Source organism: Vibrio sp. Hep-1b-8 (assembly GCF_006124995.1).
In the GTDB taxonomy this organism is placed as follows: domain Bacteria; phylum Pseudomonadota; class Gammaproteobacteria; order Enterobacterales; family Vibrionaceae; genus Vibrio.
Genome location: NZ_QEWN01000133.1, coordinates 1 through 15,344 on the forward strand (window position 1 = coordinate 1; position 15,344 = coordinate 15,344).

A 15,344-nucleotide genomic window follows, 5' to 3' on the forward strand; every position below is an offset into this window, starting at 1 on the left:
AAGACCGCCTCTAGCATCGCTGTGTTCATCATACAACGCTTCTGTTTTCCAACGATACTGAGTTTAGTCGGCTCTGTGCGCAACATATTCAACCCTATATGGCGAAGGCAAGCTAGGTTTTCGGCTCCGTGGTCTTTATAGATTTGGCAGGCATCCTCAGCCATCGTCACATCTAAGACCCAGTGCATTGACTCGATACCCCAGTGCTCCCTTACTGCGCTTGCCGCTTGCTCCGCACTCAATTGCTTTGAGCTGATGTAGTATCGATACTCTAGCTCTGCTACTTTGCCTTTATGGTAACGGAAGTTTTCCACCATAATGACCGATTTTAATCCTTTCCAACGAGAGAAGTTACCTTCGAGCGTTTCACTGCTTAACACATAGCTTTGACGGACTTCAATACGGCCGTGACCCTGCTCGATTTTGATATTTTTGGGCTTTGATACTCGTTGTTTTGCAAAAGCCTGCTCTATTGCTTTGCGTAACTTTCCTTGATTATTTTTAACCGCAAGTAAGTAGTTAGCATCTTGTTCGATGATAGTTTTGGCTATTTCCGTTTGGCATGCCATCGCATCAATTGTGACTAGAGCGCCTTTGATATCAAGAAGTTTGATGAGCTCAGGTATTGCTGTGATCTCGTTGCTCTTTTCTTCTGTTTTGAGCTGTCCAAGTACGAGCTTATTGGACGAAGCGTAGGCGCTAATCATATGGATAGTACTAGCTCGGTCATCTCGGTTGTAGGAGCCCCGAAGTGTTTTACCATCAATCGCAACGACTTGCCCCTCAGTAAGGGAATGTACTGCTGACATCCAGTTTATAAAGCAAGTATGAAAGGGCTCTGGTTCTATCTTAGAGATAATGCGAGCAATCGTATCATCGGCAGGAATATCATTAACAAACATACCATTACGTTTAAACCACTCATGATGACCAAGGATGTACTCACGAATATCAAACCAACCTTTGGCACCAGCAATAACAGCGCACAATGAGCCGAACAGAACCTCAAACAAGCAATACGTAACCTTTGCTGACTGGCGCTTATCTGCGACTAAATGGAAGTGCTCTTTAAACTCGTCGATATGCATTGTGGCTAGCTCTCTTTGTTAAAAGAGAGTATATGATCACAGCTAGATATGATCGTCAAACCGATCATTCTAAGTGGTTAGAAAATGTTCGCGATCTCACCCTGGCAGGAGTATTAACGTTTGGAGTATTAACGTTTGTCGTGTCGGCGAGTATTGCAACTAGTGATTTAGTGTTCAAGGATGATTATCACCTTGTGAACTGGTTTGGTAATGTTGGTTCCGATATGTTTAAGGCGCTATTGCAGTACGGTGTTGGAGAGGCAGCTTTGTTCGCGGTTGTAACTATGACGGGCTCATTATTAGCTGGAGGGGTTATGTGTGCGTTCGCTTATTTAGCCATTGAATTTGTGTGGGGTAAGTACAATATTTCAAAGTCAATTGTAGCGGAGCTTGAAAATACAGTCGAAAACTAGGGTGAGATTGTCTGTAATATTCATGTGGGTACTTGGATTCGGTACTTGGTACTTTATATCTAATGACGTACTTAATAACTATTTAGACTTGTTGAACCATGCACCAGTTGTTACGTTTTCTCCAATAGCTTTACTCCTTTCCATCGGTGGGTTTGGGATGGTTCTATATTTACTCTTTATGACGCCAAAAGCGTTTTACTATGGAAAGACTATCGTTCAAATAGAGTCACAACAAACACGAGCTAAATGGGACAAAATAATATTGTTCTTCATTTTGATTGGCGTGGCGTTTGCTGCTGGTTGGACATACCACACATTTGATCTAATGGATAAATATGGCTACGTATACAGTGATGATTTGAACAAGCATGCGGGGACAAGCATTTACCGCAAATGGGTACGGGTGCTACCGTCTATTTAGAAACAATAAAGGCTCCCTATAAAAACAAAAAGGATACACGCCATAAAGAAGGTATACCTCAATGAAACTAGATCTGACAGGTTGCCCAAAATGAGCTCGCTGAATAACACTGTAGCTTTCATCATCAAAATTTTGGCCGACCTTTGCTAATCCGAGCCTTATAAATTTCGGTGTAAGCTCAAACTAGCCTATAACCCAGAAATAAGAGGCTATCGCTAACCTCTTATTCGGTAACGCGGGTGATTTTAGTTAAAGTAACTTGGTTACACTCGATTGATTAGTACTATCGTTAACTTCATATCCCAAAGCTCGAATTTGCTCTCGGATTGTATCTGCTTCAACATATCGCCCCTGTTGTTTCAAACATTGACGTTGTTCTACGAGCTGGTGAACTTGTTTGGGGATTGTAAACTCTTCCACCTTATCAAGGTTAAGGCCAAATACTTGATCAAAATAAAGTAGTGTCGCTTTTTTATTGGCAGGCTCTATGGAACTATCAGTGACCTCCCATAATAAGGCGAGTGCTTGCGGCATGTTCAAATCGCGGCTGATACGTGTAAGAAATTCAGCTTTGAACTGGTTGTCAACGTTACCACCGTTAGGCATATCAGTGATTTTCTTTCTTAATCTACGCAGTGCCTTTTGTGCGCCATTCAACCCTTCCCAAGTAAAACTGAGCTGGCTACGATAGTGACTGGTTAAGGTTAAATAACGATAAGCTAGAGGATCATAACCTTTGTCGATTAGGCTTTCTAAACGCAGTGTAGAACCTGACTTAGATATTTTCTCATTGTTAATATTTAAGAAGTAACCATGCAACCAAAAGTTTGCTTGTACATGTCCGTTTTTAGCTTGGCATTGTGCAATTTCATTGGTGTGGTGGACAGGAATGTGATCTTCACCACCGATATGTATATCGAAGGTCTCTCCCAAGTACTTCTCTGCCATTGCTGAACATTCAATATGCCACCCTGGGAAGCCATTTCCCCATGGACTTGTCCACTCCATTTGCCGTTTTTGTTCGCTAGTGAATTTCCAAAGTGCAAAATCTGTAGGATGCTTTTTCTCCGCCATATCAACGCGAATGCCAGCTTCCAAACCTTGCTTATCTAATCGCGCAAGCTTTCCGTAGTCGGGTAATTTCTCTGTATCAAAATAAATACCATCACTCGTTCGATAGGTATAGCCTTTAACTTCGAGTGACTGAATAAACGAAATCTGTTCTTGAATATGATCGGTTGCTCGGCAAGTGATAGAAGGTTTGAGAATGTTAAGCCTTTCAAGATCAGTAAAAAATGCGTTTTCAAAAAAAGTAGCAATATCCCAAGCTGATTTTTCTTGTTTGCGTGCACCTTTCTCCATCTTGTCTTCACCAGTGTCACCATCTGATACTAGATGTCCGACATCGGTTATGTTCATGACATGATTAACTTGATACCCATTGATCTGTAGTACGCGTTTTAGAACGTCAACGAACAAATAGGTACGTAGATTACCGACATGTGCATAGTCATAAACGGTTGGGCCACATGCATAAAGGCCAACCTTGCGGGGTTGAATCGTATAAAACGGACTCAGTGTTCTATTAAGGGTATTAAAGAGCTGGAGTATAGGTTGGGTCATAAATCATATCCTTATAAATACAAAAAGGCCGTGGATGAAAACATCAACGGCCTAGGTCACAGTGCGATAGGTTTGCTACGTAATAGCTACACGAAAACGGCCGTAAATAAGGTATTTACAGCAACAAAATAGAGTTTGAGTGGAAGTAGTTATCAGCATCATTTTTTTAAATTAAAATAGATGATTAACAAAAGCAATACATTTATTCGATGACTATTTTGAGAGTCATCGTTGGTAGTAATGGACGTCACCCGTACTATCAAAACGGGCGCATTAAACTTAGCTACTTCCCATACTATGAGTCTTCCATGAATTGCTAATTTAGAGAAAGCTGTAGATCATTTCTGTCCATACTCGTGTCAGGCCGCACTGTTCTGGCACATTTATGTCGAGTAGACGACACCTGTTACCAAGTGTCGTCCCTCTAAGAACCCAGCGTGCAACTTTCACCGCACTAGGCTCAAGCCTTCACGAAGGCACCGATTGGCACCCAGCAACTTATAAAGCAGCGAGAGCAGGCTCATGCCAAGAGTTACGGCATTGCTTCTTTGATTTTCTCTTAGCCAAGTATTCTTGGTATTGAGGATCAAAAGGCGTAGCGGCACTCCTGATTTTTACATGTCTCTCTATTGGCACCTTAGCTATTTGAAACAGATTGAACTGACAATCCATATCCATGATCTTCTGCCAACCGTGAAATTGCCATTGACCTTGACGGTTGATGAAGTATTTAAGCGCGATCCAAGTTCTGGATTTTGTTGGATGACGCCTTTTAGCCCAGTGCCATAACGTATGGAATAGCTTGTGACCTACATATCCGAATACCTGTTTCGCAACGCAGTGTCGATAGTAATTCGACCAGCCCCTGAGTTTCGGATTTATCAACTTGATTAAATCGTTAACGGGGATGGTTGCGTGCTTTTTGATGAGTTCGCGCAAATTACTTAGGAACAGTAGCGTGTTGGATTTACTCGGCTTAATGAGCAACTTCCCTTTGTACTTCCTATGATTAAAACCTAGGAAATCAAAACCACGGCTGATATGGGTAATGTGCATTTTCTCTTCGGAGAGTGTTAAGCCTCTTTCTGCTAAGAAATCAGCAATCAACGGTTTGATATCGTTCTCCAGCACTTCCTTTGAAGCGCAGGTGACGACGAAATCGTCGGCGTATCCAATAAAGTTGGCTCTAGCACCCTTTTTGAGTGCAGTAGACTTTATGCGTTGCTCAAGTCCTGCAAGAGTCATTAGCATCAAGGTCGGGGATATGACCCCGCCTTGTGGTGTTCCCTCGTCAGTACGGTAGAACAGCCCTTTATCCATAAAACCAGACTTTAACCATTGTTCCAACATGCGTTTATCTACGGCTATGTTGTTCATAAGCCATTGATGCCCGATCTTGTCGAAACAGGCTTTGATGTCTCCCTCAAGAACCCATTGAGCTGATTTCTTTAATGCCAGACACTTGAAGCACTGTGCGACTGCATCGGCAGTGCTACGGTTTGGTCTAAATCCATAGCTGTTAGGGTCGGCAAGTGTTTCTGATACTGGCTCCAGAGCAAGAAGATGAAGCGCTTGCTGCGCTCTATCGACCATGCAGGGGATACCCAGTGGTCTGAGCTTGCCGTTTTTCTTGGGGATGTAGATACGCTTGAGCGGTTTGGCTTGATACGCTTTTCTGCTCAATTGATTGACTGCTTTCATGCGGCGCGTATCTGTATTCCAGATAACGCCGTCAATTCCAGGCGTTTTACTGCCTTTATTTTGTGATACCCGCTTAACAGCAAGAAGTTTTGCTGAGCGCGAGTGAGTCAGTATCCACTGCAACGCTTTCGCTTTGCCGTGGTTACCATCTCTCGTTGCCTTTGCAATACGCATCTGAAGCTTTAAAACATGGGATTCAATGGATTTCCAGTTTATGGACTGCCACTGAGCGCTGTCAGGAGAGGCACTAATCTCTTTTGAAATCATCATTTGCATTTCTCCTTGAATAAAGTTCTTCAAATTCTCTTGCAACGGAAGACCAGTCGGAAGTCAGCTCACTTTCGTGCCAGATAGAGACCTGTATCTGCATCGTTACAATGCAGCCTTCGCTTTTTCCAACATCCTCTACCTGCATCACTATCGGTCGCAGAGACTTTCCCAGTGGGAGTGATACAGGCTTACCGTGTTCCGTATGTCGCGCAATGTCAGTTTAGATGCCCGTTATGGTGCGAAGAGTTCAACGATCACGAAAGAGCATGGGGCAATCTCTTTCCGACTCTCTTGCCTTTTGGCTACAGCGTATTAACCACTTCCGCTGTTTCATCACATAACGCACCTTACGCGGATTCACTTATGTTCATCATGCTGACTACCTAGCACTCACCCGATTGTGGTTATCAGGAGGATCGTTCTCTCACGATTCAGATCCCGATTGGTTAACAACCAATCTTCGTTACATTGTCAGGCTCGCTACTTTATTCAGAGCCCTAGGTTCATCTGGTGATACAGATGGTTCACTCGTTGAGCGGTGAACAGCGCTTCATACGACTTCACGTCGCACGCCCCAGTGTGTTTTAGGTGAGTTTTCTGAGCTGCGTGCGATCTGGTATTTGACTTACTTTTCCTCATGACTAACCTTTAGCTGTAACCCTCTCCAAAGAAACAAGGCATAATAGAGCTAACTAAGTGCTACTACTCTCATAACCTATCGTTATCCTTACGAAAGGAAATTCTAATTTAGTGAATTCTTAATCTGTGTTAACTTGCGCGAAATTTGTATATTATAGTTATGAGACTAGTTAAATGAGCGTAAAAAATATTTCTATTGGAAACAAAATTAGATTTAGTTTTTTTGTAGTATTTTTAGCATTTTCTGCAACTTTTGCTTTATTGCTCAAGGGATTGACTTCAATAGAGAATGGCAATTATTCCTTTATAAATAAAGCGGTACCCTCAGTGGAAATATTGAAAGGGATACAAGTAGATATTACTAAAGTTAGAAAAGATGAGTTTTCTTTGCTCCCTAACGTTGGTCACCCTAAGATCAACGATTGGTTGTTAGATCTTGACCAATGGCGAAGTGACGTAGCGAACGGGATTGAGGCTTATGAGAGCCTAGAGCTTTCAAAGGACGAGCGCAAATCGTTTGAGTCATTTAAGGATCTATGGCGTCAATATATCGATAATACAAAGTCATATAACTATCTCCTTTCCAAAGGGGATAGTGAAGCCGCTAATAAAATAGTTCTTGATAGCTTCTCCACATACTCTAAGGCTTTGTCTTCTCTCGATAGCACCTTACAGCTAAATAAACAAACCGTTGTGGAGCTTGGCGATAGAGCTAATTATGAGTCGAGTATGACTTTTTCGGTAGCGTGGTTTAGTTTGACTGCGATTATGATGATAATTTTGATATCAAGTACCGTACTTACTCGAACAATTTGTAAGCCCATTGTTGTGGCGTTGAATTTTGCTACCAAAGTTGCAAGTGGCAAGCTAAACCTGAGCATTGATGACAAATGGTTATCAAATGACGAAATGGGTAAGCTACTGAAAGAACTATTGTCAATGCAGAGTAGCTTGAACTCTTTAGTGTCAGAAGTGAGTGAATCAACCATTCAACTGGCCAACGCAGTAGATAAAGTCAATATTATATCCTCCAAGACAGCGGAAGGAATGGAAAAGCAGCAAATAGAACTAACGTCAGTGGCATCTGCAATGACTGAAATGCAAGCAGCGGTTAGTGAAGTTTCGCAAAACACTGAAGTTGGCGCTGAGTCTGCACTTTCTGCTACCGAATTGGCGAAAAACGGAAGTGCGACTCTATTTGAAACTATCGAAAATATCGAAAGAGTATCTACGAAGATTGAGGAATCAGACCGTTTGGCTATTGAACTGGAGTCAAGCTCTAAAGATATCAACGTTGTTGTTGATGTAATTAGAGATATCGCTGAACAAACCAATTTACTGGCGCTAAATGCAGCGATTGAAGCTGCAAGAGCGGGAGAGCAAGGTCGAGGGTTTGCGGTTGTAGCTGACGAAGTTAGATCTCTAGCACAAAGAACTCAGGACTCCACGACTCAAATCATTGAGATCGTAGGTGTGCTTCAAGCTCACTCGGAAAAAATGATTGAAGCAAGTAAGGAGTGCCAAGATGGCATGTCTACCTCAGTGCGACAAGTCAACGAGGCAGGCGGCCAAATACGAAGTATTGAAGTCTCGGTAGATAATATTGCCCAGATGAGTACGCAAATAGCTGCCGCATGCAGTGAGCAAAGTTCTGTTTCAGAAGAACTAAATCGAAGTGTGGAATTGATCAATGAATCTTCTAAAGATATTTTAGAAGGAGCCTCAACAACATTTGAAGTATGTCAAGATATTAGTTCTCTAACACACCGATTAAAAAATCGCGTTGATACGTTTGACTTATCTAACTCTTAACGTCGGACCAATACGTTTCTATTTGCGTATATTGGATGATTTCGTAAAGGGGCTCTAGAGCCCCTTTACCTTTTAGTCTTTAATACACTTAATTTAGGGGAAAGTACCATATAGCTATGTAAACCTCCAACCCAAAGGAGATTTGAAATAGCCAAACGACGCACTAACCAAGAATGGCGAACTCTGTTCGAACACGGGATCTATTAGAGCGCTGAATTGAACAGTTATTCAACGAACGAAGGCTCGAAAACTGTCGAACGATTTCGCCCAGACTCTTTGGATAAGTAGAGCGACTTGTCTGCATGCTCAAGCCAAGCAAGGTGACTTGATTGGAGCGGTGAAATCTCGCACACGCCAAGACTGATAGTATATTTGACATGGTGTTGATCACATTTGACTATCGAGCTCTCAATCCGTTTACGTAACCGTTCAGTGAAATAAAGCGCTTGATTGGCACATGTACCGGGCAAGATAACCGTGAACTCCTCACCGCCGTAGCGTCCACAAATGTCGGTACTGCGTGAGGCACGCTTTAAGGCTTCAGCGGCATGACGGATCACTTCGTCGCCCACAGTATGGCCATATGTGTCATTGACCCGTTTAAAATGGTCGATATCAAAAATAACAAGTGATGAGACTTCACCCGTCACCTGACAGTGTTCGTACTCTTTCTGTAGATTCATTTCCCAATGTGCGCGATTGTAGAGCTTAGTGAGTCCGTCGGTTTGGCTCAAGCTGGACAGCTTTTGGTTTGAATCCAACAGATGAATCTTATTTTTAGCAATATCCGTCACGTCATTGATGATCAAACTCACGTGCGACACATCACCATTGACTGAGGTCAGTGGCGAAAACGTAATGTTTTGGCGCATCTCACTTAAGCTGTTGGAGATAGGGCTGAAGTTTTTAAATTTAAACAGGTAAGGGCGGTCTTCCCAGCAAGAAAAGCCTCTACTATTGAGACTAAATGCGGTATTGACCTTTTTTCGCAGCCAAGCTTCAGGTAGATCTCTAACAACACTAAACAGCACTTTTCCAAGGATTTGATCGGCACTGATTCCACTGTACGACTGCATGAATGTGTTCCATGCACATACCTTGTAATCGCGATCGACGACGATCAGCCCAGCATCAAGATCGCCGATAATTTGCATTGTCCAGTGAAGGTCTCCGATCTCACTCGCCGTCATACTAAGCTCTCCAGAATTTGTTGAATGGCATCAAGAGACTCGTTATCCATCAAGAAAATAATGTCACAAGCGACATCCAGATTTTCGGCTTTGTAGACAAATTCGATCGTGAAAATGTCTTGGTCATACTCCTCAAGGAAACCGCTAGAACTCAGCGATGCTTGCAGTGGTTCTTTTTCCAGCACAATCGGCTGGCGCAACGATATCGAGATGTCCAACTGTTTGCTAAAAGAGACCAAAAATGACGAAACCAGCAAGTTTGATATGTCGAGAATGACTTCGTTGGTGGAGTTAACCTGGTCATCCGATGCTACGTTTGTAAGCTGTTCAAACCCTTTGCCATGTAGGCACACCAAGGCTTCCCCATTGATGCCATTGCCGACAAAACGTTGTGAAACCGCGCGGGATTCAGAATTGTTGACGATGTCTTGCACCGTCATTTTTAATTCTGATTGATGCAATGAAGCGACGTTGGGTAATGGCATTTCAATGAACTTGCCCACTTGTTCGGCGATGATAGATGCACTGGCACCTAACGCTATATTGCTCATTTCGCGAATTGCGCCCATAAGATCAATCGCGTTTGGCGTTAGCTCTGGGTGCTGGGTTGTCGTTGCTTTTAGCGGAATCTCAAAACGATTAAAGAGTTCGACGAGATCAGCGGTAACAAAAGGCTTTTCAATAAACTCATTGGCACCAAGTTGAAGACATCGGTTTTTGGCCTGAATCTGAATATCACCAGACACGACGACGATGTGTGTTGGGTAGTAGCTTACAGGCAGAGACGCGAGGACTTCGAAACCGTCCATAACAGGCATAGTTAGATCAAGAAACAACAAGTCGATATTTTGGTTACTCATGATTTCTAACGCGGCTTTTCCGTTTTCTGATTGGAAAATTTGGATAGTATCTGAAGGGTCAATTCGACTAATGATGGATTTGCGAGCGATCAACGAGTCATCGCAAACTAATATGTTCATGACGGTAACTTATACACCTGTAGCAGAGTGCCATTTTTAAGCAGGCACGAATGGCTATGCGTCAGTATTGTGACGATTGTTCAAACATTTGACCATATAGATAACATTTTTGTAGCTCGCACTTCACGCATTTTTTAAATGTAAATCACAAAAGTTGGATGGTCGGCACATAATTATGTACGAATTTTGCACTGTAATGCGCGTGTAACATTAGATGCAGGCTGGATATTTAACGTTTGGCAGATGAATGCGCCGACCCTAGCGACGGCATTGAGATCAACACCGGTTTTAATCCCAAGTCCATGACATAGATAAAGTACGTCTTCTGTCGCGACATTTCCTGACGCCCCTTTCGCATAAGGGCAACCTCCTAAGCCAGCGACGCTTGAGTCTATCGTATTGATACCCATAAGGAGGGACTGATAAATATTGGCCAGTGCCTGTCCATAGGTGTTGTGGAAATGAACCGCAATGGATGTCGCGGGCGTGTTGGTGAGAATGGCGTCAAGCAACTGCGCAGTTCGATTTGGTGTAGCAGTACCAATCGTATCGCCGAGAGAGACTTGATAGCAGCCCATATCGAGCAACGCTTGGGTCAGTTCAGCAACTTGTACTGGTTGGGTTGGGCCGTCATAAGGACAATCCGCGACACAAGATAAGTACCCTCTAACAGGAATGTTATGCGCATGCGCCAAATCTATCACGTCCTTAAACCGTTGAAGACTCTGAGAAATTGAACAATTAATATTGCGTTGGCAAAATCCTTCCGAAGCGGAGGTAAAGACGGCGACTTGTTGTACGTTATGTTTTAGCGCTTTTTCAAGCCCTTGAACATTAGGCGTTAACGCAGAATAAATCACCCCTTGGTGCCGTTTGATATTGGCAAATACTTGACCGGAGTTAGCCATCTGGGGCACCTTTTTCTCTGAAACAAAAGCCCCAGCTTCAATCTGTGTTAATCCGGTTGAGGACAATTGGTCAATCAAGGCTATTTTTGCCTCGACAGGTAATGCCGCTTCATTTTGCAAGCCGTCCCTAGGCCCCACTTCAAAGATGTTGACCTGTTCGAGTTGTATGTCTGGGACGTTCACCTTGTTCGCTTGATTCATACCGCTAATGTTCCTTCTTCATCCAGTCAGGCGCTCTCTTTTGCAAGAATGCGGACAAGCCTTCCTGTCCTTGAGGTGACACACGTATTTTGGCGATCAATTCACTGGTATAACGCATTAAAGCGTCATCAATCGGTGACTCGCTACAGTGGTGGCAAAGGCGCTTAACTTCAACCATTGCTTGTGGTCCATGATTCAGTACTGGCAGTAGCCATTGGTGCGCATCTTCGGTTATATCTAAGCAAGGAGAGATGTGGTGAATCAGGTTGAGTTCGAGTGCTGTGTGGGCATCGATTCGCTCCGCCGATAGCATATATCGCCTGGCGTTGCGTACGCCCATCGCTCTGATGACGTAAGGAGCGATCGTCGCAGGGATGAGCCCTAGCTTGACCTCACTCAAGCATAATTGACAGTTCTCACTGGCAAACACCATATCGCAGCAACAAATGAGTCCCAACGCACCGCCAAAGGCGCAACCTTGGACAATTGCTACTGTCGGAAAAGGGAATCGATCAAGCTTATCAAGCAGAGTGGCTAACTGGTACGCATCGAGCTGATTTTCCTGCTCGCTCTTAGTCACCATGGAGCGCATCCACTCGATATCTGCACCGGCTGAAAAATGCTTACCTTGGCTGTTGAGGATCAGGGCTTTCACCATTGGGTCGGCGGAGAGGCTATCTAAAGCGGTGATCAGTTGAGCAATGACTTCAGCGTTGAAGGCATTGGCTTTTTCAGGGCGGCAAAGAGTGACGGTCGCAATACCATTGTTATCGATATGGTAGACAGTGTTTTGGTGGAGATTTCGGTCGATTCTGGTGGCCATAATTTACATCCTGAAGATACCAAACTGGCTATCATTAATCGGGTGACGAAGGGCTAACTTGAGCGCGTGCGCCAGAACTTGTCGCGTATCTTTGGGGTCAATAATGCCGTCATCCCATAGACGGGCGCTGGCATAGTAGGGATGTCCTTGATGGTTGTATTGTTCAAGGATCTGTTGGCGAAATTGGTCGGCGTCCTCCTGAGTCCAACTTTCTCCCTGACGCTGCATGACTTGTTGTCTGACCTGAGTTAACACCCCCGCCGCTTGTTCTCCCCCCATCACGGAAATTCGCGCATTCGGCCACATCCACATCAGTGTAGGGTCATAAGCTCTGCCGCACATACCATAGTTGCCCGCACCATACGATCCTCCAATGATAATGGTAAACTTGGGTACGTCAGCGCACGCGACGGCCATGACCAGTTTGGCGCCATTTTTGGCGATACCGCCTTCTTCAAACTTTTTCCCCACCATAAAGCCGGTGATGTTTTGCAGGAACAAAAGCGGTACTTTTCGTTTTGCGCACAACTCAATGAAATGGGCCCCTTTTTGAGCCGATTCGGAAAACAGAATGCCATTGTTGGCGATAATGCCAAGCAAATGGCCTTCAATACGCGCAAAGCCGCAAACCAAAGTTGTACCAAATAAGGCTTTAAACTCGTCGAACTCCGAACCGTCAACGATTCGGGCGATGACTTCACGTACATCGAACGATAAGCGAAGATCCGCATTCACTATGCCATAAAGTTCTTCGATGTTGTAAAGGGGGGATGAGTTCTGTGTATGATGAACGGATGGGGTAAGTTCACACGATAAGTTAGTGTTAGAGACAGCTTGTCTTGCCAACTGAAGCGCATGAAGTTCATCTTCCGCGTAATAGTCAGCGACGCCTGATTTTCGACAGTGGACATCGGCACCACCGAGCTCTTCTTCGGTCACAATCTCACCGGTTGCGGCTTTAACCAATGGGGGGCCGGCCAAGAATATCGTGCCTTGCTGTTTCACTATGATCGATACATCCGCCATCGCAGGGATATAAGCGCCTCCTGCGGTGCATAACCCGAGGACAACGGCGATTTGTGGGATCCCTTTCGCCGACATTCGGGCTTGGTTGAAAAAGATGCGACCAAAATGCTCGCGGTCAGGAAAGACATCGGCTTGGTGAGGCAAGTTGGCACCACCTGAATCTACCAGATAAATGCAGGGCAGCTGACAACGTTGGGCGATCTCTTGTGCTCGTAAGTGTTTCTTTACCGTCAGAGGGTAGTATGTTCCGCCCTTCACTGAAGGATCATTCGCAATCACCATACACGACTGGCCGTTGATTTGTCCCACGCCAGCGACAACACCGCCACAAGGAACAGGTTCGTCATACACATTCCACGCGGTGAACTGAGCTATTTCGAGAAATGGAGAGTTGGCATCGAGAAGATGCTCGATGCGTTCACGTACGGGCAGCTTGCCTTTTTTTCTCTGGTGGGCGATTGCTTTTTCGCCGCCTCCCAGTTTGATAGATGCGATGTCATCCTCTAACTGTTTAACCAGCGTGGACATTGCGGCAAGATTTTTCATGTAGAGTGGGGCGTCGGTGTGAATCTTCGACTTAATCACGGTCATAGTCAGCTCCCTTTAACGTGATTCTTCAAACAGTTCCCGACCAATTAGCATGCGTCGGATTTCTGAAGTACCTGCACCAATCTCATACAACTTGGCATCACGTAGTAATCGACCCGCAGGAAATTCGTTTATGTATCCATTACCACCGAGCAACTGAATGGTATCCAGTGCCATCTGAGTCGCAAGTTCTGCACTGTAAAGAATCACACCCGCGGCATCTTTGCGGCTTGCATGTCCGTTATCACAAGCATTGGCAACCGCGTACACATAGGCTCGGGCTGCATTGGATCGTGTATACATGTCGGCAACTTTGGCTTGAACCAACTGAAACTCACCAATGGAACGTCCAAACTGTTTACGGTCGTGAACATAAGGGATCACCAAATCGAGACACGCTTGCATGATTCCAAGTGGACCTGCGGCGAGTACGACGCGTTCGTAGTCCAATCCACTCATCAATACTTTTACGCCTTGATTCACTTCTCCCAGCATATTTTCAACGGGGACGGGGCAATTATTAAAGACCAGCTCACAGGTGTTGGAACCCCGCATACCAAGCTTGTCCAGTTTTTGAGCATGTTGGAAAGGAGAGACCGCTTTTTCAACGATGAATGCGCTGATACCGTGCGCTCCCTGAGTCGCATCCGTTTTCGCGTAGACGACCACCACATCGGCATCTGGGCCGTTGGTAATCCACATCTTGGACCCGTTGAGTAGATAGTGGTCGCCGTTAAGATCCGCTTTTAATTGCATGCTAACAATATCTGAACCTGCGTTAGGCTCACTCATCGCTAACGCACCGACATGGCTACCATCGATCAGTTTGGGCAGGAATTGTTGCCTTTGCGCTTGGGTTCCATTGCGAAATATTTGATTGACGCAGAGGTTGGAGTGAGCCCCATAGCTGAGCGCTACGGACGCTGAGGCGCGGCTGATCTCTTCCATCGCCACAACATGGGCAAGATAGCCCATCTCAGCTCCGCCATATTGTTCAGAAACGGTCACGCCGAGTAGCCCCATTTCACCGAACAATGGCCATAAATGGTTAGGAAATGAGTTGGAGCGGTCAATATCGCTGGCAAGCGGTGAGATTTGTTGTTGCGCAAACCCGTTGACGTTTTCACGCAACAAATTGATCGATTCATCTTGCCCAAAATTGAGCGGTGTATATTGGCTTATCATGACGCCTCCGACTATCGGCTTATAACGTAGTATTCGAAGACGTTTGAGGACGATAAGTTATTGAGGGTCCACAACTAATGCTTGCTGGCAACGTTCACGCGCTACGTTGAGATCTTCAAGCATATGGTTAATGTCTTCGAGCTGGCGCAGTAGCACCGCTTCCTTTTCATCAATGATCTTCAGCATTTCTGTTAGCTGAGTTTCACCTTGGTGTGTATCGTACAGCTCAAATAATTCGCGGATTTCTGCTAAAGAAAACCCAAGACGCTTCCCACGTAAAATAAGCTTGAGCCGGGTTCTATCACGACGATTGTAGATACGCATACTGCCTTTTCGCTCTGGATGAATCAGTCCTTCATCCTCGTAAAAGCGGATACTGCGCGTCGTCACATCAAATTCTTTAGCGAGTTCGCTGATCTTATATTTTTCCACTGAGCTAAATTTCCTGTGTATTCTTATTTGGGCTATCAGACGGT

At 44.7% G+C, this 15,344-nt stretch carries 12 protein-coding genes and 1 pseudogene; 3 read left to right on the forward strand and 10 right to left on the reverse strand.

Annotated elements, in window-relative coordinates; all coding sequences use genetic code 11:
* On the reverse strand, positions 1-1,088 hold a 1,088-nt coding region (locus DA100_RS18725), incomplete at its 3' end, for an ISAs1 family transposase (protein WP_138973519.1).
* Between the two features lie 128 nt (positions 1,089-1,216).
* On the opposite strand from DA100_RS18725, the pseudogene DA100_RS18730 reads away from it, so the two are divergent.
* Positions 1,217-1,501, forward strand: a pseudogene (locus DA100_RS18730) (hypothetical protein); the annotation flags it as partial.
* Between the two features lies 1 nt (position 1,502).
* Positions 1,503-1,922, forward strand: a complete 420-nt coding sequence (locus DA100_RS18735) for a hypothetical protein (RefSeq protein ID WP_240800960.1) — start codon at positions 1,503-1,505, stop codon at positions 1,920-1,922.
* 249 nt (positions 1,923-2,171) lie between these two features.
* On the opposite strand, the gene cysS is transcribed toward DA100_RS18735, so the two are convergent.
* Entirely contained in the window at positions 2,172-3,545 is a 1,374-nt protein-coding gene (cysS, locus tag DA100_RS18740) for a cysteine--tRNA ligase (RefSeq protein ID WP_138973520.1), read from the reverse strand.
* Between the two features lie 498 nt (positions 3,546-4,043).
* The gene (ltrA, locus tag DA100_RS18750; RefSeq protein WP_138973521.1) at positions 4,044-5,516 is read right to left on the reverse strand and encodes a group II intron reverse transcriptase/maturase; all 1,473 of its coding nucleotides are present in this window, start codon (positions 5,514-5,516) and stop codon (positions 4,044-4,046) included.
* Positions 5,517-6,329: 813 nt separating this feature from the next.
* On the opposite strand from ltrA, the gene DA100_RS18755 reads away from it, so the two are divergent.
* Entirely contained in the window at positions 6,330-7,967 is a 1,638-nt protein-coding gene (locus tag DA100_RS18755) for a methyl-accepting chemotaxis protein (protein ID WP_138973522.1), read from the forward strand.
* Positions 7,968-8,191: 224 nt separating this feature from the next.
* Here the strand turns inward: DA100_RS18755 and DA100_RS18760 are convergent, their stop codons facing one another.
* From DA100_RS18760 to DA100_RS18790, 7 genes are all read right to left on the reverse strand, one after another.
* Positions 8,192-9,157, reverse strand: coding sequence for a sensor domain-containing diguanylate cyclase (locus DA100_RS18760; protein ID WP_138973523.1), 966 nt, complete (start codon positions 9,155-9,157; stop codon positions 8,192-8,194).
* Complete coding sequence (locus tag DA100_RS18765) at positions 9,154-10,137, reverse strand: response regulator (RefSeq protein WP_138973524.1); 984 nt, start codon at positions 10,135-10,137, stop codon at positions 9,154-9,156. The genes DA100_RS18760 and DA100_RS18765 overlap by 4 nt, the downstream gene beginning before the upstream one ends.
* Before the next feature lie 173 nt (positions 10,138-10,310).
* Positions 10,311-11,246: a hydroxymethylglutaryl-CoA lyase gene (locus DA100_RS18770; RefSeq protein ID WP_138973525.1), complete on the reverse strand. Its 936-nt coding sequence runs from the start codon at positions 11,244-11,246 to the stop codon at positions 10,311-10,313.
* A 4-nt stretch (positions 11,247-11,250) separates the two neighbouring features.
* Positions 11,251-12,069 carry an enoyl-CoA hydratase-related protein gene (locus DA100_RS18775; protein ID WP_138973526.1) on the reverse strand — a complete coding sequence of 273 codons (819 nt, stop codon included), beginning with the start codon at positions 12,067-12,069 and terminating at the stop codon, positions 11,251-11,253.
* A gap of 3 nt (positions 12,070-12,072) precedes the next feature.
* Positions 12,073-13,686, reverse strand: coding sequence for a carboxyl transferase domain-containing protein (locus DA100_RS18780; RefSeq protein ID WP_138973527.1), 1,614 nt, complete (start codon positions 13,684-13,686; stop codon positions 12,073-12,075).
* A 12-nt stretch (positions 13,687-13,698) separates the two neighbouring features.
* Positions 13,699-14,868, reverse strand: a complete 1,170-nt coding sequence (locus DA100_RS18785) for an isovaleryl-CoA dehydrogenase (protein WP_138973528.1) — start codon at positions 14,866-14,868, stop codon at positions 13,699-13,701.
* 57 nt (positions 14,869-14,925) lie between these two features.
* Positions 14,926-15,300, reverse strand: coding sequence for a MerR family DNA-binding transcriptional regulator (locus DA100_RS18790; RefSeq protein ID WP_138973529.1), 375 nt, complete (start codon positions 15,298-15,300; stop codon positions 14,926-14,928).
* Between the last annotated feature and the right edge of the window lie 44 nt (positions 15,301-15,344).

Excerpts from the sequence above, each read along its gene's own strand:
- DA100_RS18780 (WP_138973527.1), bottom strand. The coding sequence starts at position 13,686 with ATGACCGTGATTAAGTCGAAGATTCACACCGACGCCCCACTCTACATG.
- DA100_RS18775 (WP_138973526.1), bottom strand. The coding sequence starts at position 12,069 with ATGGCCACCAGAATCGACCGAAATCTCCACCAAAACACTGTCTACCAT.
- DA100_RS18760 (WP_138973523.1), bottom strand. The coding sequence starts at position 9,157 with ATGACGGCGAGTGAGATCGGAGACCTTCACTGGACAATGCAAATTATC.
- cysS (WP_138973520.1), bottom strand. The coding sequence starts at position 3,545 with ATGACCCAACCTATACTCCAGCTCTTTAATACCCTTAATAGAACACTG.
- DA100_RS18765 (WP_138973524.1), bottom strand. The coding sequence starts at position 10,137 with ATGAACATATTAGTTTGCGATGACTCGTTGATCGCTCGCAAATCCATC.
- ltrA (WP_138973521.1), bottom strand. The coding sequence starts at position 5,516 with ATGATGATTTCAAAAGAGATTAGTGCCTCTCCTGACAGCGCTCAGTGG.
- DA100_RS18785 (WP_138973528.1), bottom strand. The coding sequence starts at position 14,868 with ATGATAAGCCAATATACACCGCTCAATTTTGGGCAAGATGAATCGATC.
- DA100_RS18770 (WP_138973525.1), bottom strand. The coding sequence starts at position 11,246 with ATGAATCAAGCGAACAAGGTGAACGTCCCAGACATACAACTCGAACAG.
- DA100_RS18755 (WP_138973522.1), top strand. The coding sequence starts at position 6,330 with ATGAGCGTAAAAAATATTTCTATTGGAAACAAAATTAGATTTAGTTTT.